A 23,020-nucleotide genomic window follows, 5' to 3' on the forward strand; every position below is an offset into this window, starting at 1 on the left:
GCCTTGGTCACCGGGGCCTCCTATTCAGCCGCCTCTGCCATTTTCATGCGTTCCATATCCTCGAGCGCACGGCGGTATTCGACCGGCATGACCTTGCGGAATTTCGGCCGGTAATCCGTCCAGTGATCGAGAATCTCCTTCGCCCGGGGCGAACCCGTGTGGTGAAGGTGGTTGGATATCAGCTGATAGAGCCGCTCTTCATCGTGACGCGTCATGTCGCCGGAGACGTCGACCATGCCCTTGTGCATGATGTCGCCGCCGTGGTGATGCAGCTTCTCGAGCATGTCGTCCTCTTCCGGAACCGGCTGCAACTCGACCATCGCCATGTTGCAACGACGGGCGAAATCGCCTTCCTCGTCCAGCACATAGGCAACGCCGCCGGACATGCCGGCCGCGAAGTTGCGGCCCGTCGTGCCGAGAACGACGACGACGCCGCCGGTCATGTATTCGCAGCCATGGTCACCCACGCCCTCGACGACCGCGACCGCACCGGAGTTGCGCACGGCGAAGCGCTCGCCGGCAACGCCGTTGAAGTAGCACTCGCCCGAGATCGCGCCATAAAGCACGGTGTTGCCGACGATGATCGATTCCTGCGGAACGATCGTCGCGTTTTCCGGCGGCCGGACGATGATGCGTCCGCCCGAAAGACCCTTGCCGACATAGTCGTTGCCGTCGCCCACCAGGTCGAAGGTGATGCCGCGTGCCAGGAACGCGGCGAAGGACTGGCCGGCCGTGCCCCTCAGGGTCACGTGGATGGTGTCGTCCTTCAGGCCCTTGTGGCCCCAGCGCTTGGCAAGCGCACCGGCGAGCATCGCACCGGCCGAGCGGTCGACGTTCTTGATCGCAGCTTCGATCTTGACCGGCGCCTTGGTTTCGAGCGCGACCTTGGCTTCCTCGATCAGCTTGCGGTCGAGAATGTCGTCGATCGGGTGCTTCTGGCGTGTGGTCCAGTAGGTCTCTTCCTTGGCGGCTTCCACCTTGTGGAAGATCTTCGAGAAGTCGAGGCCGTTCGCCTTCCAGTGGGCAAGCGCACCGTCCTTTTCGAGCAGCTCGGAGGCACCGATGATCTCGTCAAGCTTGCGCACACCAAGCGAAGCCAGGATCTCGCGCACTTCCTCGGCGACGAAGAAGAAGTAGTTGATGACGTGCTCGGCCGTGCCCTTGAAGCGCTTGCGCAGAACCGGGTCCTGGGTGGCGACACCGACGGGACAGGTGTTGAGATGGCACTTGCGCATCATGATGCAGCCGGCGGCAATCAGCGGCGCGGTGGCGAAGCCGAACTCGTCGGCACCGAGCAGCGCCCCGATGATGACGTCACGGCCGGTCTTGAGACCGCCGTCGACCTGAAGGGCGACGCGCGAGCGCAGGCCGTTCAGCACCAGCGTCTGCTGGGTCTCGGCAAGGCCGATTTCCCAGGGGCTGCCGGCGTGCTTCAGCGAGGTCAGCGGCGAGGCGCCGGTGCCGCCATCGAAGCCGGCGACGGTGATGTGGTCGGCGCGCGCCTTGGCGACACCAGCGGCAACCGTGCCGACGCCGACTTCCGAGACGAGCTTGACCGAGACGTCCGCTTCCGGATTGACGTTCTTCAGATCGTAGATCAGCTGCGCCAGATCTTCGATCGAATAGATGTCGTGGTGCGGCGGCGGCGAGATCAGGCCGACGCCAGGCGTCGAGTGACGGGTCTTGGCAACTGTCGCATCGACCTTGTGGCCGGGCAGCTGGCCGCCTTCGCCGGGCTTGGCGCCTTGCGCCACCTTGATCTGCAGCATGTCGGCATTGACCAGGTACTCCGTGGTCACGCCGAAGCGCCCGGAGGCGATCTGCTTGATCGCCGAACGCTCGGGGTTCATCGAACCGTCCGGCAGCGGCAGGTAACGGTCGCTTTCCTCACCGCCCTCGCCGGTATTCGACTTGCCGCCGATCCGGTTCATGGCGATTGCCAGCGTCGTGTGCGCCTCGCGGCTGATCGAGCCGAAGGACATGGCACCGGTCGAGAAGCGCTTGACGATGTCGGTAGCCGGCTCGACCTCGTCGACCGAGATCGGCTTGCGGCCGAGAGCCTCGGCGCTCTTCACCGTGAACAGGCCGCGAATGGTGTTCATGCGCAGCGCCGAGTTGTTCACCATCTCGGAGAATTCGCGATAGCGGTCCTGCGCATTGCCGCGCACGGCATGCTGCAGAGATGCGATCGCGTCCGGGGTCCAGGCGTGGCTTTCACCGCGCATGCGGAAGGCATATTCGCCGCCGATGTCGAGCGTGTTGGCAAGAACCGGGTCGGCACCGAACGCCGCCTTGTGGCGGGCGACGGTCTCGGCCGCGATCTCTTCGAGGCCGATGCCTTCGATCGTCGTCGCCGTGCCGAAGAAGAACTGGTTGACCAGCTTCGACGACAGACCGACGGCGTCGAAGATCTGCGCGCCGCAATAGGACTGGTAGGTCGAAATGCCCATCTTGGACATGACCTTGAGGATGCCCTTGCCGACGGCCTTGATGTAGCGATAGACGACCTCGCTCGCATCGACCTCCTTCGGGAACTCGCCGCGCTTGTGCATGTCGATCAGCGTATCGAAGGCGAGATAGGGGTTGATCGCCTCGGCGCCGTAGCCGGCGAGCAGGCAGAAGTGGTGCACTTCGCGTGGTTCGCCGGATTCGAGCACGATGCCGACCGAGGTGCGCAGGCCCTTGCGGATCAGGTGGTGGTGCACGGCGGCGGTCGCAAGCAATGCCGGGATCGCCACGCGGTCCGGACCGACCTGGCGGTCCGACAGCACGATGATGTTGTAGCCGCCCTTCACCGCCGCTTCCGCGCGTTCGCAGAGACGGTCGAGCATATCGGGCATGCCTTCGGCACCGCGCGAAATGTCATAGGTGAAGTCGAGCGTCTTGGTGTCGAAGCGATCCTCGGTGTGACCGATCGAGCGGATCTTTTCGAGATCGCCATTGGTCAGGATCGGCTGGCGCACCTCGAGCCGCTTGGCATGGGCCATGCCCTCGTGATCGAGGATGTTCGGGCGCGGTCCGATGAAGGAGACGAGGCTCATCACCAGCTCTTCGCGGATCGGGTCGATCGGCGGGTTGGTAACCTGCGCGAAGTTCTGCTTGAAATAGGTATAGAGCAGCTTGCGCTTGTCCGACATCGCCGAGATCGGCGTATCGGTGCCCATCGAGCCGATCGCCTCCTGGCCGGTCGTCGCCATCGGCGACATCAGGATCTTGGTGTCTTCGAGCGTGTAGCCGAAGGCCTGCTGGCGGTCGATGAGCGAGACGTCGCGACGCAGCGCGCGCGGCTCCACCGGCTTCAGCTCTTCGAGGATGAGCTGGGTGTCTTCAAGCCACTTGCTATAGGGGTGCTTCTGGGCGAGCGAGGACTTCACCTCCTCGTCGGAGATGATGCGGCCCTGCTCCATATCGATCAGCAGCATCTTGCCCGGCTGCAGGCGCCACTTCTTGACGATCTTGTCCTCGTCGACCGGCAGCACGCCGGATTCCGAAGCAAGGATGACGCGATCATCAGAGGTGACGATGTAGCGGGCCGGACGCAGGCCGTTGCGGTCGAGCGTCGCGCCGATCTGGCGGCCATCGGTGAAGGCGACTGCCGCCGGTCCGTCCCACGGCTCCATCAGCGCCGCATGGTATTCGTAGAAAGCCTTGCGCTCGGGCGACATCAGCTGGTTGCCGGCCCAGGCTTCCGGGATCAGCATCATGACAGCATGCGACAGCGAGTAGCCGCCCTGCACCAGGAACTCGAGCGCGTTGTCGAAACAGGCGGTGTCCGACTGGCCTTCATAGGAGATCGGCCAGAGCTTGGAGATATCCTCGCCGAAGAGCGGCGAAGAAACCGACGCCTGGCGCGCCGCCATCCAGTTGACGTTGCCGCGCAGCGTGTTGATTTCGCCGTTATGCGCGACCATGCGGTAGGGATGCGCGAGCTTCCACGACGGGAAGGTGTTGGTCGAGAAGCGCTGGTGCACGAGCGCCACCGCGCTCTCAAACCGCGGATCGGACAGGTCCTTGTAATAGGCGCCGACCTGATAGGCGAGGAACATGCCCTTGTAGACGATCGTCGAGGACGACAGCGATACCGGGTAGAAATTGCTCTCCTCGCCCTTGTATTCGTCATAGATGCGGTTGGAGATCACCTTGCGCAGAGTGAAGAGACGACGCTCGAACTCGGGGTTCGTGGCGGCGTCGCGGCCGGCACCGATGAAGATCTGGACATGGCGCGGCTCGGTCGCGGCAATCTCGGGCGCCTTCGAGAGCGAGGAATTGTCGACCGGCACGTCGCGGTAGCCGATGAGCACCTGGCCCTCTTCGACGACGACGTCTTTGATCACCTGCTTGAAGTGTTCGACGAGCGCATCGTCCTGCGGCATGAAGATGTGACCGACGGCATATTCGCCCGCCTTCGGCAAAGTGATGCCCTGCTTGGCCATCTCCTCGCGGAAGAAGCGGTCGGGAATCTGCACGAGAATGCCCGCGCCGTCGCCCATCAGCGGATCGGCGCCGACGGCACCGCGGTGCGTCAGGTTTTCGAGCATGAACAGGCCGTCGCGGACGATCTTGTGCGACTTCTGACCCTTCATATGCGCGACGAAACCGACGCCGCAGGCGTCATGTTCGTTGCGCGGATCGTAGAGACCCTGTTTTCGCGGCAGGCCAGTCGGGAATGCGGGCGTTTTTTCAGCCGTCGCAACGCTGTGTGCGAGGTTGAGCCCAGATTGCTGTGATGGCGAATGATCCGTCATCGTTTTCCCTCCTGTTAAACCCGGCACTGCCGGGCATGGCACCGCCCGCGCATGGCTCTTCGTTGCGCGCAAAGGCACGCCAAAAAGCCGGGGCACTATCGTCTCATGATCCTGATCAGGTCGCAAATAAGCACGGCATCATCAGGCACTGATGTCTGCGACCATCCTGACGGCAGGCGATAACAACCGGATGAAATCCGGCAAATCCCCCCGCTTCGCACGCCGGGTGCCATTTTTTTAGGCACTCGCGGCGATTGTTCCGGTCCCTAGACCGAAATAGGACAGCAAACCTGTCCTATTTCATGTGCTCTATGCCAGAAACTACCCCCCTCCGCAAGAGGCATATGAGCAAATAATAGAGAAGATTTTGCCGAACATTGCCGGAAGTTTCCGGCTTTTATAATTTAATTACGGCTTTCCGGCGTTTTCTTCCTTTTGGTTTCAAACTGGTCTCCAGTTGGCCTTTCGGCCGCTGACCGTGATTGATCCGGCCGAGAACTCGGCTAAGGTCGGCCAAATCCGTCGAAAAGACTGTAATACAGGGTGGAATGTGATGATTTTTTCGTCTGACAACTGGGCTGGCGCCCATCCCGCGATTGCCGAAAGCCTGATGGCGCATGCAGGCGGATATGCGTCCGCCTATGGCACCAGCGACCTCGACCGGAAGGTGGAGAAGAAGTTCGCGGAAATCTTCGAAAAGGATGTCGCAGTCTTCTTCGTCGGCACCGGAACGGCCGCCAATTCGCTGGCACTTGCGACAGCCAACCGCGCAGGCGGCATCGCCTTCTGCCATCGCGAAGCGCATGTCATCGCCGATGAATGCGGCGCGCCGGAATTCTTCTCGCACGGCGCCAGGCTGAAGCCTGTCGACGGCCCCCGCGGCAAGATGGAGGCCGCGCGCCTCGAAGCCGAGATTCGGCGCTTTCCGCTCGACAATGTCCACGGCGGCCAGCCGACGGCGGTCTCGCTGACGCAGGCAACGGAAAGCGGCACGGTCTATTCGCTTGCGGAGATCGAGGCGATCGCTGCCGTTGCCAAGGCGCATAAGTTGCCACTGCATATGGACGGTGCCCGCTTCGCCAATGCGCTCGTCGGCCTTGGCGCAACGCCCGCTGAAATGACCTGGAAGCGCGGTGTCGATCTCGTCTCCTTCGGCGGCACCAAGAACGGCTGCTGGTGCGCCGAAGCGCTGGTGCTCTTTGATCTCTCGAAGGCGCACGAAATGCACTTCCTGCGCAAGCGCTCGGCCCAACTCTTCTCCAAGTCGCGTTTCGTCTCCGCACAGTTCGACGCCTACTTCGCCGGCGATCTCTGGCTGAACCTCGCGCGCCATGCCAACGCGATGGCCGCACGCCTCGCCGAGGGCATTGCCGCCTCGAAGACGAGCCGCCTCGCCTGGCAGGCGGACGCCAACGAGGTTTTCCCCATCATCAGGAAAGACGTGGCCACGAAGCTCAGGCAGGATGGCGCCGTCTTCTACGACTGGCCCGTGCCCCACGACCTCGATGGAAGTCTTGCGCCGGATCAGGGTCTCTACCGCCTCGTGACCAGCTTCGCGACGAAGGCCGACGATGTCGACCGGTTCGTCGCCGCCTGCTGAAGCAGTACCAGGAAAACGGCGAACGCTTTTCCGTCCGGACGACCATCCCGCCACCTGAGCGGGGTGATCCCCCGTATCAAGCCTGTCCCTGCAGCGTCCTCACATTGGAGAGGATCTCGGCCGAAAGTGCTGCACTCAGCTTGCGGTCGACGCCCTTGCTCGGCACCAGCACGAACTCGACGTCTTCAAGCGGCGGCAGGGCGCCGGCGGGTATCTCCTTCAACCCCTGCGGCACCATGCTGCGCGGCTGCACGAGCACGCCCATTCCGGCGCGCGCGGCCGCCGTCAGCCCGCTGAGGCTGCCGCAGGTACAGACGATGCGCCATGGTAGGCGATGCCGGTCGAGCACTTCGAGCGCGACGCTGCGGGTGATGCTCGGCGGCGGGAAGGCGATCAGCGGCAGTACCTTGTCACGCCTGATCCTTTCAGGGTCGCGGGCGAGCCAGACGAGCGGCTCGCGATAGACGAGCTCGCCTCTCACGTCGCCGAGCCTGCGCTTGGCGAGCACGAGGTCGATCTCGCCGTTGTCCTGCATCTGGTAAAGCACGCCGCTGAGCGCCACGGTGAGTTCGAGATCGACCGACGGATGCGCCCGGACGAAATCTTCGAGAACCGCCGGCAACCGGCTCATGACGAAATCCTCGGAAACACCAAGCCGCAGGCGACCACGCAGACTGCTTTCGGCAAAAAGCGCCCGAACCTCGCCGTCGATCGCCAGCATCGAACGCGCATGGGCAAGCAGTGCCAGCCCATCCGCCGTCAGCGACACGCGGTGGGTATCGCGGGCGACCAGGGTTCGCCCGAGCGAGGCCTCAAGCCGTTGAATATGCTGGCTGACGGTCGATTGCCCAAGCGACAGTTTCTCCGCCGCCTGCGTGAAACTGCCCATCTGTTCGAGCGCGACGAAGCTGCGCAACTGCACGAGATCCAGCATGGCTCATCCCAAATCGCGATAACTGTTATTCCTTGCATCCTGCTTCATAATGAGTGATCCCGGCAAGACGTTTCATCACCAGCAAGTGACCGGATATGCGCCGCTACCTTCCCGATACCTTCACCATCCTGCTTCTGGCGACGCTGCTATTGGCATCCGTCCTGCCGATCCATGGTGAGGCGACCGCCTGGTTCGGATTGGCGACCAAGGTGGCGGTCGGCATGGTCTTCTTCCTGCACGGCGCCCGCCTCTCGCGCGACGTGGTGATCGCCGGCATCCTGCACTGGCGGCTGCACCTGACGATCCTCGCCTCCACCTTCGTGCTCTTCCCGCTGATCGGTCTTGCAATCGACTTCGTCCCGACCTCGATCCTTCCGCAGTCGCTCTACACCGGCATCCTCTTCCTCTGCGTGCTGCCCTCGACGGTGCAGTCGTCGATCGCCTTCACCTCGATGGCCGGCGGCAACGTGCCGGCCGCGATCTGCTCGGCGTCTGCGTCCAACATCTTCGGCATGTTTCTGACGCCGCTTTTGGTCGGGCTGCTGTTTACCGCCGGCGGCCACGGCAGCGTCACGCTCGACGCGCTGAAGCAGATCCTGCTGCAATTGCTTGCACCCTTCGTCATCGGCCAGCTGTTGCAGCCCTTGATCGGCAACTGGATCCGGGCGCGCAAGGGCCTCTTGGCGCCCGTCGATCGCGGTTCGATCCTGATGGTCGTCTATCTCGCCTTCAGCCAGGCGGTGACATCGGGCCTTTGGCAGACCTATTCGCTGGCAGATCTCGGCGTTCTCGTCGTCATCGAAATCGTCATGCTGTCGCTCGTGCTTGCCGTCACCATGTTCGGCAGCCGCCTGCTCGGCTTCGACAAGGCGGATGAGATCGCCATCACCTTCTGCGGCTCGAAGAAGAGCCTTGCGAGCGGCGTTCCGATGGCGAGCGCCATCTTCGCCGGGCAGAACATCGGCGCGATCGTTCTGCCGGTGATGCTGTTCCACCAGATCCAGCTGATGGCCTGCGCCGTCATCGCACAGCGCTATGCCGCCAAGAAGCAGACGTCTGCCGTGCCCGCGCCGGCCAGATCCTAAAGCCTGTCGCGCAAAAGTGCGCAGCGGTTTTGCGACAACGACATGCGAAACATCAAAAACTTAAAGCGCAAGGAGCGAATCTGAAAGATCGCGACGCGCTTTAGAAAGTCAGGAAAAGTCCGAAGCGGTCTCCGTTCGGAACTACGTGATTTCAATGAACCAATAAAAAAGCGGCGCCCCTGGGGGACGCCGCCTGTCTTGGGAGATTGTCTTCGCGGTTAGAGGGTCTGGGCCTCGATCTGCTTCGGCTGCGAGGCAACGGACGAAATCTCGATCCGGCGGGGCTTGGCTGCTTCCGGAATCTCGCGGGTGAGGTCGATGTGCAGCAAGCCGTTCTTCAGCGAAGCGGACTTGATCTCCACGTGATCGGCGAGCTGGAAGCGACGCTCGAAGGCACGCTTGGCAATGCCGCGATGGAGAAACTGGCTTTCGTCGCCCTTTTCCTCGGCTTTTTCGCCCTTGACCGTCAGCGTGTGCTCACGGGCCTCGATCGAAAGCTCGCTCTCGTCAAAGCCGGCAACGGCCATGGTGATGCGGTAGGCGTTTTCGCCGGTGCGTTCGATGTTGTAGGGCGGATAGGTCTGAGCTTCACCCGGCTGGCCGAGGCTGTCGAGCATCGTGAACAGGCGATCAAAGCCAACGGTGGAACGGTAAAGGGGAGAGAAATCAAAGTGACGCATTGTGTCCTCCTTGGAGCAACGGTTTGCGATGTCTGGTCGGCCACCCCATTCTGGCAGCGGCAAGACCGGTGAACGGACCCGTCTTCGGCGCCCGTGACCCTGATTTGGGGAGGCAAATTCGCGACTTCAAGACGCGAGCGCTTACGATTTTCCCGTGAACCCGACATGAACGGCCGCTTCGGCTTCCGTTCAGCCCCGGTGGGCTAGAAGAAAACTCTGGGCGGCAACTCCCAGGCTGAAGTGATACGTCCCTTCCTCTTCAGCAGCCGGAAACGGTGATCGTCCGGATTTCACCCACCGTTTCCGGCTTTTTTCTTTGACGACGGAGACCCTGCCGCCTATCCCTTGATGATACCGATCAACCCGCTCTTGGCCGTCACCACGTCATGACCTCGATCCTCCACTCGACACCGGACAATCCGACCCCGGAAAACTACGTGGCTGGGTTCTTCGATGGCGTCGGCGGTCGCAAGATTCGCTACGCGATCTTCAGGACGAAACAGCCTGTTGCGCGCGGCACGGTCGTCCTGCTGCAGGGCCGCAACGAATCGATCGAGAAATATTTCGAGACGATCGCTGATCTCACGGCTGCAGGTCTTTGGGTCGCAACCTTCGACTGGCGCGGCCAGGCGGGCTCCGAGCGGCTGCTGCCACACCCGGGCCGCGGCTACGTCGACCACTTCTCCGACTATGAACGCGACCTCAGCACCTTCCTCGAACAGATCGTGCTGCCGGATACGCGCCTGCCCTTCTCGATCGTCGCCCATTCCATGGGTGCGCTCGTTGCCCTGTCGCTGGCACCGATGCTAGCAAGCCGGATCGACCGGCTGGTGGTGCTGGCACCCTTCGTCGGCCTTGGCGGACAGGCGCTCGGCGAGCCCAGCATTGCGGCGATTGCGACCCTCATGCGCTGCATCGGCCTCGGCACCCTGCCGGCCCATCCCGACAAGGGCAACCGCCCGTTCGAAAGCAACGTGCTGACGGCGGACCGGCGCCGCTACCTGCGCAACATCGCACTGACCGACACGCATCCGGAACTGAGGCTTGGCCCGCCCACCGCGCGCTGGCTGAGCGAGGCCTTCCGCGCCATGCGCCGCGTCATCCGTCGCGAGCATCTGACGCGCATCACCCTGCCGACGATCATCCTGGCGCCGACGGCTGACCGTCTGGTGCCGCATCTCGCCGTCGAGTGGTTGGCGCGCAACTTCCGCGCCGCCCAGATGATCCCGATCGATGGCGCCCGCCACGAACTGCTGCATGAAGCGGATCGCTATCGCGCCCAGGCGATGGCCGCGATCCTTGCCTTTGTCATCCCCGAAGAGGGTGACGAACGCGAAAACAGCGCCGCCTGATACAGGCGGGCACACTCGCCAATCGTTTGATTTTGCATCTCGCTTCGGAATCAGCGCCGGAGCGTGGCGGCCTCAGCCTTTGAGGATTTCCAGCGCCTGAGCATGCAGTTCGGCGCTGCCGGCAGCGATGACTTCACCACCCATTTCCGCCGGTCCACCCTGCCAATTGGTGATGATGCCGCCAGCCTGCTCGATCAGCGGAATGAGGCCGCCGACATCGTAAGGCTTCAGTCCACATTCGACCACCAGGTCGATGTGGCCGGCGGCGAGCAGCGCGAAGGCGTAGCAATCGCAGCCGTATCGGAAGAGCCGGACCTTGCTCTGCAGCGCCTCGTAGCGAGTCTTGAACGCGCCGGTGTAGAGGTGCGGCGATGTGGTGAACAGCACCGCATCCGAAAGCGAATTGCATGCACGGGTCGAAAGCACCTTTTCGCCACCGGGACCCCGGTAGGTCGCCTTCTCACCATCGGCGAAATAGCGCTCCCCGGTGAACGGCTGATCCATCAGGCCCATGACCGCTTCGCCATTGCGATAGAGGCCGATCAGCGTGCCCCAGACCGGCAGGCCGGAAATGAAGGCGCGCGTGCCGTCGATCGGGTCGATGACCCACACATATTCGCGGTCGAGCCCGACATTGCCATGCTCTTCGCCAAGGATGCCATGCTCCGGAAAATGCTTCTCGATCAGCGCACGGATCGCAGCTTCCGCCGACTGGTCCGCCTCCGTTACCGGATCGAAGCCGCCTTCGATCTTGTTGACCACGCTGGTGCCGATCCGGAATCGCGGCAGGGTCTCTGCCTTGGCAGCTTCAGCAAGGCGATCGAAGAAGGCGCGGTCAGGCAGCATGGCTCTCTCTCAGGGAAGCATGACGAAGGAAGGTTCGTCCTGCATAGACGAAATTTACCGAAAGGCAAACGCGCTGATGCGATGGCAGCAGCGACCAAATCGCCTGTGTTTTCAGATTTCTAGCGTTTCAATCGGTTCAGATACCGCTTTGGACTGAAAAACGTTTGATGCACTGCAAAAGTCTTCACTGCTTCAACTTGACATTTGTGCAGTGCAATATTAAGGTTTGGGTACAGTCACCTGTGACTGTAAATACCCTCCTTGGGTGTTTCCTCCCTAGACTTGACCGCGCCGTTGGCGCGGTTTTTTTTGAAGCTCCCCGACAGAAAATCTTGAAGTCACTCCGCTGCGAGCGGGAGGTAGGCGCCGTAGTCTTCGACATGGCGGGCAAGCGACGCGACGAAGGTCGTGAGATCTGCGACCAGCGCGCCGAAGCCGGGCTTGCGCACCAGCGTCGTCTCATCCACATAGAGCGCCCGGTTGATTTCGATCTGCAGCGCATGCAGCCCGCGTGTCGGGCGACCGTAATGCTCGGTGATGAAACCGCCGGCATAGGGCTTGTTGCGCACGACGCTATAGCCGAGCTGCTGCAACAGATCGACGGCGGCGCGCGACAGTTCACCCGCGGCACTGGTGCCGTAGCGGTCGCCGATGATGAAGTCGGGACGCTGGGCGCTGCCGGGCAGATGCACGTTCCCGGGCATCGAGTGACAATCGATCAGCACCGACAGGCCGAACTGCACGTGGGTGCGCGCGATCAGTTTGCGCAGGGTGGCATGGTAGGGCTTGTAGATCGTCTCGATCCGCGTCAGCGCGTCTTCCACCGGGAAACGTCCGCGGTAGATCTCCATGTTCTCGGCGACCAGCCGCGGTATCGTGCCGAGGCCGCCGGCGACACGCATCGAGCTGATATTGGCGTGCGGCGGCAGCGGGCCGTCGAACATGCGCGGGTCAAGCTCATAGGGCTCACGGTTGACGTCGAGGAAGGCGCGCGGGAAATGCGCCAGCAGCATCGGCGCTCCGAGAAAAGTCGCGTTCTGGAACAGCTCATCGACATAGTGGTCTTCCGACCGGCGAATCGAAACAGCGTCGAGCCGCGACTGATCGAGAAAGCGCTGGGGATAGGACCGGCCGCTATGCGGTGAATTGAACACAAAGGGAATGCGCTGGATCGGAGGTTCCAGGACCTCAAACAGTTCCCTCTCCGCAATTTCCCCCATCTGAACCCTTTTTTACCATATGCGGTTCTTACAATTGTCATCATGTTGCCAGTTGGTCCGCTCTGTGTCCATAGTGACCAATCACAGCTCCCGGGGAATTGACGTCCCGCGTTCACGAGATATTTACCGCGTTGGGGTTTGGATAAAACGCCGCAATCTACGCGCAATAAACTGAAAAAAGAGAAGCACGGCCGAATTCATGACTGCGAAAATCCTTCTTGCCGAAGACGACAACGATATGCGCCGGTTCCTGGTCAAGGCGCTCGAAAAGGCCGGCTACAAGGTCATGTCCTACGACAACGGCGCCAGCGCCTATGACCGGCTTCGCGAGGAGCCATTCTCGCTTCTCCTCACCGACATCGTCATGCCCGAGATGGACGGCATCGAGCTGGCGCGCCGCGCGACCGAACTCGATCCGGACCTCAAGGTCATGTTCATCACCGGCTTTGCCGCCGTTGCGCTCAATCCCGACTCCAAGGCGCCGAAAGATGCCAAGGTGCTTTCGAAGCCCTTCCACCTCCGCGACCTCGTCGACGAGGTCAACAAGATGCTGGCCGCGGCTTAAGCGACTAGTTTTCCACAGTCGCTGCCGCTTGCGGCACACTGTGGCGACAAGCCAAGACGATTTCCGATCGACCGCCGCGATCCACAAGGATCTCCGGCGGTCTTTTCGTTTCAAGGCCTTAGCAGGAATCCCGCAAATCCGGGCCCTCGCCACGCCGCCGCGACCGACCCCCGGATGGGAAAAAACATGCCTTCGAAATTTCTGTCAAAAAACCTTCGAAAACCCTATTGACGCGACAACGGGTTTTGTGGTCTATGCGCCGACATCGGATGGGCGTGTAGCTCAGCGGGAGAGCACTACGTTGACATCGTAGGGGTCACAAGTTCGATCCTTGTCACGCCCACCATTCGAATTCCAAGGGCCTTTCGAGAAATCGAGAGGCCCTTTTCGTTTGTCCCGGGACGCGCCGGTTGGCGACACCCTCCACCCATCCCAATTCTGTACGAAGTTTAATGTCTTGCGCCATGGAAGCGCCCCGTTCCGCGCCCTAGTTTGCATTCGCAATCCGATCGCACCCGCAGACCTTTAATCGCATCCGTGACCAACGGCCGGCCACCCATCTCGCGTCTCGATACGCGAACGCGACGTCGTGCCGACCACATCTTCTCTGAATGAGAAAGGAACGGACAATGCCTGCCGTCAAGAACATCCTGCTCGTACACGGCGCCTGGGGCGATGCTTCCCATTGGCGTCACGTGATCCCGCCACTCCACGCCAAGGGCTACAGGATCGCTGCAGTGCAGAACCCACTGACCTCGCTTGCCGACGACATCGAGCGCACGCGCAAACTGGCGGAATCGCTTGATGGCCCGACCCTGCTTGTCGGCCACTCCTATGGCGGCGCGGTGATCAGCGGCGCCGGCCATGCAGCCAATGTCGTTGGCCTCGTCTATGTCGCGGCCTTCGCGCCGGATGAGGGCGACAGCCTCGGCAGCATTTTTGCGCGGCGTAATCCACCCTCCGGTGCTGCCAGTATCCGCCCCGACAAGGATGGCTTCCTCTGGTTGGCGCAAGACACCTTCCGCCAGAGCTTCGGCCAGGATTTGAACGAGACCGACGCGCTGGTCATGGCGGTGACGCAGAAGCCGATTGCCGGGCGTTGCTTTGAAGACGAGGCCGGCCCCCCGGCCTGGAAGGAAAAGCCGAGCTGGTACCAGGTATCGCGCCACGACAACATGATCCCGCCGGAAACCGAACAGTGGATGGCTGAACGCATCAAGGCAAAGAAGATCATCACCCTCGACGCCAGCCACGCCTCGCTTGCATCGCATCCAAAGGAGATCGTCGCGCTGATCGACGAGGCGATCGCTTCACTCGGCTAAAGTATGTCGCGCAAAAGTGCGCAGCGGTTTTGCGATAACATCGCGACGAAAAACCCCGTCGATCACCGGACCGACGGGGCCTTGTTCCAGGATCACCGCCAACCGCCGTCGACGGCCAAAGTCGACGCCTTAATGCACCATGGCGGAGGCGGCGGACATCAATTCGTCGCGACGCGGGGCTCCGAACATGTTCTGGCCGCCGTCCGGTACTTCCGTGAAACTCCAGCGCACAACGCCATCACGATCGAGCAGGAACTCGCCGACGAGTTGCCCGGCCCCGGTCGCCATCATCCGTTCGTCGGCCTCGGTGATCTGGTAGCCTTCCGCCTTGTCGAGATAGGCCATAGCTGCGATCGGGTCCATCGGTTCCGGCAATTCGCCCGGCATATTCACCTTCATCGCCATGATCGTCTTCTGGGCGATCTTGTACGGCCAGGCGTCCTCGTCCTCGGTGAATTCGAGGTTGGGCAGCCCGAACGCCCGATGCGAGACCCGTTCGGGATCGGCGGCGGCCAGCAAATTCGGCACAGGATGATAACGGAAATAGAGGCGCGCTCGATCGATCGGCGTATTGACCACCGTCAGGCTCTCGATGCCCCGCTCCCGCAAGGCGCCGTCGAGTTGCGCCATGGCGGCGATCTGCCGTCTGCAGAACGGACAATGCAGGCCGCGGAACAGGCCGACCAGGACCGGTTTGCGGCCGCGAAAATCATCAAGGGCGATCTGACCTTCCTGCGTGATTGCGTCGAGCACCACATTCGGCGCCCGATCCCCCGGCTGCAACGGCCGTCCACTCAGCGGCTCAACCATGTTTCATCTCCTCATCCCGGCCGGAACGCTCCTGGTACGCCTTGTGGCAAGGCAGGCGCTTTTTCTCCGGCAAGCTGTGCGCAGCAATCAAAACGTGGACGCCGCGCCCCAGGCGACGATCGGAAATATCAGTCGAGAAACGGCAAAATCATCAACGCCTCGGGATCGAGACCATGTTGCGCACATATGTCTCTCGCCAAGGCGAAGTACCTTTCCGCTGCATCGAGATCGCCGGCGTCCAGGCAAAGCGTCGCCAAGCCATCATAACACGGAAACAGGAGCTGCGCCTCTTGCGTTTCTCCGCAAAGGTCGAGCGCCTCCTGATAAAGGCCGCGGGCGACATCTGCCCGGCCATGACACTGATGGATCTGGCCGAGCACCAGCAGCGACACCGGCAAGTGGTCGCGCTGGTCGAGTTCCCGGTCAATCGCAATCGCGCGCTCGGCTGCCGGCACGCCGTCCGGCGCACAGCGATCGGTGAAGGTGCAATAGGCGACGGCAAGGTTGGCGAGCAGGCGCGCCTGAAAACCGAGGTCGCCGATACGCCTTGCCATGTCGAAACCGCAGCGGCAAACCTCAATCGCACGTCTCGGATCGGTGACCGCGTAGAACACCGCCAGATTGGTATAGCCGCGGCAGGCGGCATTCAACAGGTTCGCGCCTTCCGCTGCCGCGACGCTTCGCTCGACGATACCGATCGCTTCGGCGCTGCGGCCAAGGCGGGCAAGCGTCACGGCCTTGGTGTTCAGCGCTTCGGCCATGACCCGCATCGCCTCCCGCTCAGTCTCTGGGGTCTCCGGCGTATATGCCGCAATGCGATCCAGGGCGTCGTCCGCCGCCTTGAGGGCGCCGGCATAGTCTCCCATGCGGAAGGCGAGGTGGCCGCATTCCTGTGAAAGATGCGCACCTTCAATCGGCGCGCTCACGCCTTCGAGCAGCTCGGCGGCTGCCGCGAAGGAAGCCAACGCCTCGTCACGCCGCCCGGTTTCCCAGAGATGATGGCCGAACTTGCGCCGGATTCGTGCCGCGGCAATCCGGTCGTCCATGGCGCTGTAAATCTCCAACAGTGCGCCGTAGTGCTGAACCGCCGCCTCACGCTGGCCGGTCGGGCCCAGGAGATCAGCGACGCGTTCGCGTGCGGCAAGCCATTCGGGGCCCTGTTCGCCGGTGGCCGCCAGTGCCGCCATCGCCTGTTCATAAAGCCGGATGGCATCATCATTGGCATAGAGCGCCCGCGCCCGGTCTCCGGCCGCGACCAGGTAATGTGCGCCCTTGGCCTTCTGTTCGGAGAGGCCGAAATGGTGGCCGAGCAGCGCCATTTCCTCGGGCCGGTCGGTATCCTCGCCGAACCGGCGCTCCAGCACCTTGCCGATTAATGCATGCCCGTCCGTGCGCCGACTGAGCAGCAGATTGTTGTAGACCACCTCCTGCAGCAACGTCTGGGTAAACCGATAGGTCTGTGTGCCCAGGAACCCGCCGCCGTCCCTGGCTTCTTCGATGATCTCCGCATCGCAGAGCAGATCAAGAATCGTATCCACCGGTGTCCGCCCCGAAACCGCTTGCAGCAGATCCGCATCGAATCGCGGCCCGATCATCGCAGCGTGGTGCAGCATTCGGCGGGCGTCCGGCGGTAGCCGATCGACGCGGCCGAGCAGTATCGCCTCGATGGTCACCGGAATGTCGGCGGCCGCTTCGCGCTCCACCACCCGCCAGGTCGAGCCGACCCGCTGCACGGCGGATACATCGATCAGGCCGCGCACGATTTCCTCGATGAACAGGGGATTGCCCCCGGCCCGTGCCAAGATGCGCTCGGCGAGCGCCTGAGGCAGCCCATCCCTACCGAAGAATGCCGCAAGCAGCCGACGCCTGTCGGCTTCCGAAAGCGGTGCGAGGCGCAACGCCGTCAAGTTTGTATGGCCGGGCTTCAGCTGATCGGCATCGGCGTCGGGCCGCTGGGTGGTCAGCAGCATCAACGGGCTGCCTTCCGTCCGCTCGAGGACGAAGGATATGGCCTCGAGCGAGGCAGCGTCGGCCCAGTGCAAATCCTCGATCACGAGCAGTAAGGGCGTTCGTGACAGGCGTCGTTCAAAAATCGCCCTCACCCCTGCGAAAAGCTGCCGGCGCATCTGTTCCGGCTCCACATGGCGCAACAGCTCATCCTGGGAACCCAAGCCCAGGATCCGCAGAAACAGTGGTACGAGCTGTTCGAGCTTGTCTTGCGCAAATCCGATCTCGGCCAGTCCCGCGGCGAGTAGCTCTGTCGTCCGCTGCAGGCTGTCGCTCATCGAAATCCCGTAGGCACCGCGCAGCACCGCCGCGAGAACGCCATAGGACGGTTCTCCGAGCGACGAACTGCCGGCGCGGCGAACGACGACGTTCGAAAAGCGCGGATCCGCGGCCACCCGTTCGAGGAATTCTTTGATCAGCCGCGATTTTCCGAGCCCTGCCTCTCCCGTCAGACGCACCAGTTGCGCCGTCCCGCCGCAGGCAAGCTCGAGGCAATCAATGAGGCGCTTCATCTCCGCCTCACGTCCGATCAGCGGCGCACCGAGCCCCAGCGCTTCGAGACCGCGTGCCGTGCGCGGTGCCTCCAGAGACTGCGTCAGCCTGTAGACCTCGACGCTTTCCGCTTTGCCGCGCAGCGTCATCGCGCCAAGCGCCTCGTAGGCAAAGGCGTGGCAGGTCAACCGATAGGTCACAGGCCCGACGAGGATCTCCCCAGGCCCTGCCAGCGTTTGCAGCCGCTGCGCCGTGTTGACTGCGTCGCCGGTCACCGAATAGGCCTTGCCGTCGCCAGCGCCCAAACGCCCCGCCACGACGGTTCCGGTGTTGAGCCCGATATGGAGGTTCAGTGGCTCGCCGATCCGCCGCTGCCAGCGTTCGCCGACCCGCCTTGCCCGAACGGTCATGTCGAGCGCAGCACGAAGCGCTCTCTCGGAGTCGTCTTCGTGCGCCACCGGCGCGCCGAAGAGGGCCAGCAACGCGTCGCCGATGAATTTGTCGACGAAGCCACCGTAAGCCTCGACCGCCTCGGTCAGTTCTTCGAAGAGTTCGTTCTGGAAAGCCCTGAGGACTTCCGGATCCACCTGCTCGCTGAGACCAGTAAAGCCGCAGAGGTCGGCAAAGAGAATGGTGGCTGTGCGGCGGTCGGCGCCCGCCTCCTCTCCGCCAGAAGGTCGCGCCCGAGGCGTCTGTGCCGTCGCAGGTGGCGAAACCGTCGGCTTTATTGGTGCCGGGCTTCCAAGCCGGGTGCCGCAGGTGGGACAAAAGGAGAAGTGTGGCGGGCAGAGTGCGCCGCAACCGGGACACGGGCTATGCTGCTTGGCACCGCAATTCGGGCAAAACGCAAACCCGCCTTGGATCTCGCAACCGCACTCGTGGCAGTTCATCGACGACGAACCTTCGAACGAACCAGGCTGGCACGGCGAATGCGGAGCCAGCCGGGACATGATGGCTTCGAAAGAATGGACCCGCGTCACCTGCTTTGCAAGCAACAGCAACAATCTCGATGGGAGACCGCGAATGCGGCCTTCTCCAGGGCCTCCCGACGGTTTCCCGATCGAACAGTCCGGCAATGGTTCGTCGGCAATGTCGGCCTCAAGCGCTGTCAGGAGTGGGCACGGCGCGGCTTCGGTGGACGGGAAAACGTATCGAGATCGATGGCTGCACCTTCCGGCGCGCGGCACACCTCCTCCGGATGCCGATCGCTGGCCTCGACGGCGAAGTGGATCGCCGCCGTCTCGTTGGTGAAGAGGCCGCCAACGACGCCCTTGCGGTCGGAAACGACCCACCAGCCGTGCCTATCGCGGCCAACGACGAAACGTGCGCGCGCGCGAAAACCACGCCGAATCTGCTGCGTACTGTCCATGATGGAATGATCCTCGTTGATCGGAAAAAGGCTTAACCGGCAATCCACGGAATGGCGGCCTGGATGCCATAGGCAAGGCCGAGAACGATACCGAGGCGGACGCCGATGCCGAGAAAGGCGTCGCGAACCGCGCTGTCGTTATCCTGGCGGTTCTCGATGTTTTCGTTGCCCTGGGCGCGTCGGCGCTGTTCGGCCTGAGCGGCAAGATGCGGCAAGCGTGACATGATCTGTCTCCTTTTTGACATAAGGTCCCGCGCACCGAGCTCAACGAATGAGGGGATGCTGGCAGGACGGGAATTGTTGAGGGAACTCAGCTCGCGAGCGCGATGCGGACGCCGCGGCCGATATGGGTGGAGGACGGAAGTTCGGTGAGCGGCTCGAGTGCCGCACGAATCTCGGCCGCCGTTTCCGCCGCAACCGGCGTCAATGGCAAGCGCAGTTCGGGGCTGAGGGCCCGCGCCAGGTGCAGCGCATATTTGATCGGTCCCGGATTGGTCTCGCGCTCGAGCGCCACCAGCAACGGCCTTATCCGTTCATGGATGGCAAGCGCCGCCCCTGTATTGCCGGTCGTGATTGCCTGATGCATCGCCACCACCAGCCGCGGAACGACATTGGACGCCACCGATATGGTGCCGTGTCCGCCGCAAAGATTGAACGGCAGCGCCGTCTGGTCATGGCCGGAAAGCGGACGAAGGCAGTTTTTCAGCTCAGCCGACATCGAAAGAAGCCAGCCGATGTCGCCGGTCGCATCCTTGATGCCGACGATGCCGGGAAGCTCCGCCAGCCGCTCGAGCGTTCGCGGTGTCAGATCGACGCCGGTGCGGGCGGGCACGTTGTAGAGGATGACCGGCAAATCGACCGCCCTGGTGACCGCCTCGAAGTGCCGATAGAGCCCCTCCTGCGACGGCTTGCTGTAATAGGGCGCGACAATGAGCACCGCATCGGCGCCGAGCGCCTTGGCTTCCGCCGTCAGGTCGATCGTCGTCTCGGTACTGTTGGTGCCGGTTCCGGCGATAACGGGGATCTTCCGCTCGGCGACCTCGACGCAGCGCTCGATCACCATTGTCCGCTCGGTACGCGACAGCGTCGGCGCCTCGCCGGTGGTACCGCAAGCGACGATGCCGGAGATGCCGTGGCGTATCTGCCATTCGACCAGCGACATCAGACCGGCGACATCGACCTTGCCGTCGCGAAACGGTGTGACGAGCGCCGTGATCGCCCCGTCGAGGCGCAACGAGTGCATGTTCATGGAAATATCCTTCAGGTGGGAAACTGGCCGCGGTCGGTAGCCGCGATGGCAAGCTGATAGCCGCGGCAGGAACGCAGGAAGGCGCCGAGGATCGCGGCGGCCAGATCGGCATGCCGCGCCTTGAACGTGAGCCGGCCCGCGCCTGGCGGCTGATAACGCAGCGCACAGGTCCAAAGCCCGAGTTCGTTGCTGAGTGTTCTGAGACAGAGCTTTGCCTCAGTCGTAGACGACAGGTGGATGACCGCATCGACCAGGGCATCGGCCGCCATCAGATCGCGGAACCGACGCGACGGCCACTCGTCCACGGCGAGACCGGGCAGTTCCCGGATGACGCGGACAGCCTCCCAGACATGGTGCTCACGCAGGCGGCGAACCGCGCTCAGCCGCAGCAGCAGCACATCCAGGGGATCTGCATTCGCCTCGACAGTAACGGGCCGCTGGCGCAACCCCGTATCGGGCAGAAGGCTCCGGACATGATGACGCAAGCTGAAATCGTGAAGAGACATGGAACTCATCCGTATTCGATGAGGGGAACCTAGCTCCATCAGGCGCCCGGATTCGATTCCGACTTCGGGCACCCGGCATAAGATTTCCGTAAAGCCTTCCGATTGGTGCTGTCCAAGGCATTCACGCGCGGCTAGATTGACGTTCGAAGGGACTGAAAACACCGCGAAATGCAGGCGCGCGGCGTCGAAATAATCTGACGTAAAAGATGACGTGCACGCAATTTTGCGCTAGGTAGCCCCTTCTGTGGCGATAAGGATCGCCATATTTCGCGCAATGCCCTGTCCGTGAAGGAACATGCCCATGCCTGCCTATCGCTCACGTACCACCACCCATGGCCGTAACATGGCCGGTGCCCGCGGCCTCTGGCGCGCGACGGGCATGAAGGACAGCGATTTTGGCAAGCCGATTATTGCAGTGGTGAATTCGTTCACCCAGTTCGTGCCGGGCCACGTGCATCTCAAGGATCTCGGCCAGCTCGTCGCCCGCGAGATCGAGGCGGCCGGCGGCGTCGCCAAGGAATTCAACACCATCGCCGTCGACGACGGCATCGCCATGGGCCATGACGGCATGCTCTATTCGCTGCCGTCGCGCGAGATCATCGCCGACTCGGTCGAGTACATGGTCAATGCCCACTGCGCCGACGCCATGGTCTGCATCTCGAACTGCGACAAGATCACGCCCGGCATGCTGATGGCGGCGCTCCGCCTCAATATCCCCGCCGTCTTCGTCTCCGGCGGCCCGATGGAAGCCGGCAAGGTCGTGCTGCACGGCAAGACGCATGCGCTCGATCTGGTCGACGCCATGGTCGCCGCCGCCGACGACAATGTTTCCGACGAGGACGTCAAGGTCATCGAGCGCTCCGCCTGCCCGACCTGCGGTTCCTGCTCCGGCATGTTCACCGCCAATTCGATGAACTGTCTGACCGAGGCCCTCGGCCTGTCGCTGCCCGGCAACGGCTCGACGCTCGCGACCCACGCCGACCGCAAGCGCCTGTTCGTCGAGGCCGGCCATCTGGTCGTCGATATTGCCCGCCGCTACTACGAGCAGGAGGACGAAAGCGTCCTGCCGCGCAACGTCGCCTCCAAGCAGGCTTTCGAAAACGCCATGGCGCTCGACATCGCCATGGGCGGTTCGACCAACACCGTGCTGCACATTCTCGCCGCCGCCCATGAGGGTGAAGTCGATTTCACCATGGCCGACATCGACCGGCTGTCGCGCAAGGTTCCGTGCCTGTCAAAGGTGGCGCCTGCGAAAAGCGACGTGCACATGGAAGACGTGCACCGCGCCGGCGGTATCATGTCGATCCTCGGCGAACTCGAGAAAGGCGGCCTCATCAACCGCGATTGCCCGACCGTCCACAGCGCCACGATCGGCGACGCCATCGACCGATGGGACATCACTCGCACATCGAGCGAAACGGTGCGCAACTTCTTCCGCGCGGCGCCGGGCGGCATCCCGACGCAAGTTGCCTTCAGCCAGGAGTCGCGCTGGGACGAGCTCGACACCGACCGCGAAAAGGGCGTCATCCGCTCGGTCGAACACCCCTTCTCCAAGGACGGCGGCCTCGCTGTGCTTAAGGGCAACATCGCCATCGACGGCTGCATCGTGAAGACCGCCGGCGTCGACGAGAGCATCCTGAAGTTCTCCGGCCCGGCCCGCGTGTTCGAAAGCCAGGATGCATCGGTCAAGGCGATCCTCGGCAACGAGATCAAGGCCGGCGACGTGGTCGTCATCCGCTATGAAGGCCCGAAGGGCGGCCCGGGCATGCAGGAAATGCTCTATCCGACGAGCTACCTGAAGTCGAAGGGACTCGGCAAAGCTTGCGCGCTGATCACCGACGGCCGCTTCTCCGGCGGCACCTCCGGCCTCTCGATCGGCCACGTTTCTCCAGAAGCGGCCAATGGCGGCACGATCGGTCTCGTGCGCGAAGGCGACATGATCGACATCGACATCCCGAACCGCACGATCAGCCTGCGCGTCGACGAGGCGGAGCTTGCGAGCCGCCGCGCCGAGCAGGACGCCAAGGGCTGGAAGCCGGCCGAGCAGCGCAAGCGCAAGGTGACGACGGCGCTCAAGGCCTATGCCGCATTCGCCACCTCGGCCGACCGCGGAGCAGTGCGCGACCTCGGCGACCGCTGAGACGAAAAAAACAGAGATAGTCCGAAGGCTCCCGATGTTCGGGGGCCTTTTTTTCTTTGGCCGGATGTCAGGCTCTGGCCCGTTCCGCACCGCTGCCT

At 62.8% G+C, this 23,020-nt stretch carries 17 protein-coding genes and 1 tRNA gene; 7 read left to right on the forward strand and 11 right to left on the reverse strand.

Translation table 11 applies throughout. From position 1 onward, the window contains the following. Positions 1 to 20: 20 nt before the first annotated feature. Positions 21 to 4,745 carry a glutamate synthase large subunit gene (gltB, locus tag ACN9MO_RS15010; RefSeq protein ID WP_112996740.1) on the reverse strand — a complete coding sequence of 1,575 codons (4,725 nt, stop codon included), beginning with the start codon at positions 4,743 to 4,745 and terminating at the stop codon, positions 21 to 23. 553 nt (positions 4,746 to 5,298) lie between these two features. On the opposite strand from gltB, the gene ACN9MO_RS15015 reads away from it, so the two are divergent. Further along, positions 5,299 to 6,345: a threonine aldolase family protein gene (locus ACN9MO_RS15015; RefSeq protein WP_112996741.1), complete on the forward strand. Its 1,047-nt coding sequence runs from the start codon at positions 5,299 to 5,301 to the stop codon at positions 6,343 to 6,345. A gap of 76 nt (positions 6,346 to 6,421) precedes the next feature. Here the strand turns inward: ACN9MO_RS15015 and ACN9MO_RS15020 are convergent, their stop codons facing one another. Continuing rightward, positions 6,422 to 7,279 (reverse strand): LysR substrate-binding domain-containing protein, encoded by an 858-nt coding sequence (locus tag ACN9MO_RS15020; protein WP_112996742.1) that lies wholly within the window; start codon positions 7,277 to 7,279, stop codon positions 6,422 to 6,424. A 95-nt stretch (positions 7,280 to 7,374) separates the two neighbouring features. On the opposite strand from ACN9MO_RS15020, the gene ACN9MO_RS15025 reads away from it, so the two are divergent. Beyond that, complete coding sequence (locus ACN9MO_RS15025; protein ID WP_112996743.1) at positions 7,375 to 8,364, forward strand: bile acid:sodium symporter family protein; 990 nt, start codon at positions 7,375 to 7,377, stop codon at positions 8,362 to 8,364. A 218-nt stretch (positions 8,365 to 8,582) separates the two neighbouring features. Here the strand turns inward: ACN9MO_RS15025 and ACN9MO_RS15030 are convergent, their stop codons facing one another. After that, positions 8,583 to 9,044: an Hsp20 family protein gene (locus ACN9MO_RS15030; protein ID WP_057254625.1), complete on the reverse strand. Its 462-nt coding sequence runs from the start codon at positions 9,042 to 9,044 to the stop codon at positions 8,583 to 8,585. A gap of 386 nt (positions 9,045 to 9,430) precedes the next feature. Between ACN9MO_RS15030 and ACN9MO_RS15035 the strand changes: the two genes are divergently transcribed. Further along, on the forward strand, positions 9,431 to 10,396 hold the full coding sequence (locus tag ACN9MO_RS15035; protein WP_057254624.1) for an alpha/beta fold hydrolase: 966 nt from the start codon (positions 9,431 to 9,433) through the stop codon (positions 10,394 to 10,396). A gap of 72 nt (positions 10,397 to 10,468) precedes the next feature. Here the strand turns inward: ACN9MO_RS15035 and hisN are convergent, their stop codons facing one another. Both hisN and ACN9MO_RS15045 read right to left on the reverse strand, forming a co-directional pair. Then, a complete protein-coding gene (gene hisN, locus ACN9MO_RS15040; protein ID WP_112996744.1) occupies positions 10,469 to 11,242 on the reverse strand; it encodes a histidinol-phosphatase in 774 nt (257 codons plus the stop codon). Positions 11,243 to 11,580: 338 nt separating this feature from the next. Further along, positions 11,581 to 12,462, reverse strand: coding sequence for an N-formylglutamate amidohydrolase (locus ACN9MO_RS15045; RefSeq protein WP_112996745.1), 882 nt, complete (start codon positions 12,460 to 12,462; stop codon positions 11,581 to 11,583). A 199-nt stretch (positions 12,463 to 12,661) separates the two neighbouring features. Between ACN9MO_RS15045 and cpdR1 the strand changes: the two genes are divergently transcribed. The 3 genes from cpdR1 (at position 12,662) to ACN9MO_RS15060 (ending at position 14,349) form a co-directional block, all read left to right on the forward strand. Continuing rightward, positions 12,662 to 13,027 carry a response regulator CpdR1 gene (cpdR1, locus tag ACN9MO_RS15050; RefSeq protein WP_034786813.1) on the forward strand — a complete coding sequence of 122 codons (366 nt, stop codon included), beginning with the start codon at positions 12,662 to 12,664 and terminating at the stop codon, positions 13,025 to 13,027. A gap of 271 nt (positions 13,028 to 13,298) precedes the next feature. Further along, positions 13,299 to 13,373 (forward strand) — tRNA-Val (locus ACN9MO_RS15055). 283 nt (positions 13,374 to 13,656) lie between these two features. Beyond that, positions 13,657 to 14,349 (forward strand): alpha/beta fold hydrolase, encoded by a 693-nt coding sequence (locus ACN9MO_RS15060; protein ID WP_057254621.1) that lies wholly within the window; start codon positions 13,657 to 13,659, stop codon positions 14,347 to 14,349. Between the two features lie 129 nt (positions 14,350 to 14,478). On the opposite strand, the gene ACN9MO_RS15065 is transcribed toward ACN9MO_RS15060, so the two are convergent. The 6 genes from ACN9MO_RS15065 to ACN9MO_RS15090 form a co-directional block, all read right to left on the reverse strand. Further along, entirely contained in the window at positions 14,479 to 15,159 is a 681-nt protein-coding gene (locus ACN9MO_RS15065; protein WP_058325920.1) for a peroxiredoxin-like family protein, read from the reverse strand. 128 nt (positions 15,160 to 15,287) lie between these two features. Next, positions 15,288 to 18,548 carry an adenylate/guanylate cyclase domain-containing protein gene (locus ACN9MO_RS15070; protein ID WP_113132266.1) on the reverse strand — a complete coding sequence of 1,087 codons (3,261 nt, stop codon included), beginning with the start codon at positions 18,546 to 18,548 and terminating at the stop codon, positions 15,288 to 15,290. Positions 18,549 to 18,766: 218 nt separating this feature from the next. Then, positions 18,767 to 19,027 carry a hypothetical protein gene (locus ACN9MO_RS15075; protein ID WP_112996746.1) on the reverse strand — a complete coding sequence of 87 codons (261 nt, stop codon included), beginning with the start codon at positions 19,025 to 19,027 and terminating at the stop codon, positions 18,767 to 18,769. Between the two features lie 32 nt (positions 19,028 to 19,059). Then, on the reverse strand, positions 19,060 to 19,251 hold the full coding sequence (locus tag ACN9MO_RS15080) for a hypothetical protein (protein WP_058325233.1): 192 nt from the start codon (positions 19,249 to 19,251) through the stop codon (positions 19,060 to 19,062). Between the two features lie 86 nt (positions 19,252 to 19,337). Further along, on the reverse strand, positions 19,338 to 20,276 hold the full coding sequence (dapA, locus tag ACN9MO_RS15085; RefSeq protein ID WP_113132257.1) for a 4-hydroxy-tetrahydrodipicolinate synthase: 939 nt from the start codon (positions 20,274 to 20,276) through the stop codon (positions 19,338 to 19,340). An 11-nt stretch (positions 20,277 to 20,287) separates the two neighbouring features. Then, entirely contained in the window at positions 20,288 to 20,782 is a 495-nt protein-coding gene (locus ACN9MO_RS15090; RefSeq protein WP_058325235.1) for a hypothetical protein, read from the reverse strand. Positions 20,783 to 21,083: 301 nt separating this feature from the next. Here ACN9MO_RS15090 and ilvD point away from each other — a divergent pair, with 301 nt between their 5' ends. After that, positions 21,084 to 22,922 (forward strand): dihydroxy-acid dehydratase, encoded by a 1,839-nt coding sequence (gene ilvD / locus ACN9MO_RS15095; RefSeq protein ID WP_057254615.1) that lies wholly within the window; start codon positions 21,084 to 21,086, stop codon positions 22,920 to 22,922. Positions 22,923 to 23,020: the final 98 nt, after the last annotated feature.

Origin of the sequence: Ensifer sp. R-19 (assembly GCF_049905105.1) — a bacterium.
In the GTDB taxonomy this organism is placed as follows: Bacteria; Pseudomonadota; Alphaproteobacteria; order Rhizobiales; family Rhizobiaceae; genus Ensifer.

Bases quoted from the DNA above. Each gene is read 5' to 3' on its own strand.
- gltB (WP_112996740.1), bottom strand. From the start codon at position 4,745: ATGACGGATCATTCGCCATCACAGCAATCTGGGCTCAACCTCGCACAC.
- ACN9MO_RS15015 (WP_112996741.1), top strand. From the start codon at position 5,299: ATGATTTTTTCGTCTGACAACTGGGCTGGCGCCCATCCCGCGATTGCC.
- ACN9MO_RS15020 (WP_112996742.1), bottom strand. From the start codon at position 7,279: ATGCTGGATCTCGTGCAGTTGCGCAGCTTCGTCGCGCTCGAACAGATG.
- ACN9MO_RS15025 (WP_112996743.1), top strand. From the start codon at position 7,375: ATGCGCCGCTACCTTCCCGATACCTTCACCATCCTGCTTCTGGCGACG.
- ACN9MO_RS15030 (WP_057254625.1), bottom strand. From the start codon at position 9,044: ATGCGTCACTTTGATTTCTCTCCCCTTTACCGTTCCACCGTTGGCTTT.
- ACN9MO_RS15035 (WP_057254624.1), top strand. From the start codon at position 9,431: ATGACCTCGATCCTCCACTCGACACCGGACAATCCGACCCCGGAAAAC.
- hisN (WP_112996744.1), bottom strand. From the start codon at position 11,242: ATGCTGCCTGACCGCGCCTTCTTCGATCGCCTTGCTGAAGCTGCCAAG.
- ACN9MO_RS15045 (WP_112996745.1), bottom strand. From the start codon at position 12,462: ATGGGGGAAATTGCGGAGAGGGAACTGTTTGAGGTCCTGGAACCTCCG.
- cpdR1 (WP_034786813.1), top strand. From the start codon at position 12,662: ATGACTGCGAAAATCCTTCTTGCCGAAGACGACAACGATATGCGCCGG.
- ACN9MO_RS15060 (WP_057254621.1), top strand. From the start codon at position 13,657: ATGCCTGCCGTCAAGAACATCCTGCTCGTACACGGCGCCTGGGGCGAT.
- ACN9MO_RS15065 (WP_058325920.1), bottom strand. From the start codon at position 15,159: ATGGTTGAGCCGCTGAGTGGACGGCCGTTGCAGCCGGGGGATCGGGCG.
- ACN9MO_RS15070 (WP_113132266.1), bottom strand. From the start codon at position 18,548: ATGAACTGCCACGAGTGCGGTTGCGAGATCCAAGGCGGGTTTGCGTTT.
- ACN9MO_RS15075 (WP_112996746.1), bottom strand. From the start codon at position 19,027: ATGGACAGTACGCAGCAGATTCGGCGTGGTTTTCGCGCGCGCGCACGT.
- ACN9MO_RS15080 (WP_058325233.1), bottom strand. From the start codon at position 19,251: ATGTCACGCTTGCCGCATCTTGCCGCTCAGGCCGAACAGCGCCGACGC.
- dapA (WP_113132257.1), bottom strand. From the start codon at position 20,276: ATGAACATGCACTCGTTGCGCCTCGACGGGGCGATCACGGCGCTCGTC.
- ACN9MO_RS15090 (WP_058325235.1), bottom strand. From the start codon at position 20,782: ATGTCTCTTCACGATTTCAGCTTGCGTCATCATGTCCGGAGCCTTCTG.
- ilvD (WP_057254615.1), top strand. From the start codon at position 21,084: ATGCCTGCCTATCGCTCACGTACCACCACCCATGGCCGTAACATGGCC.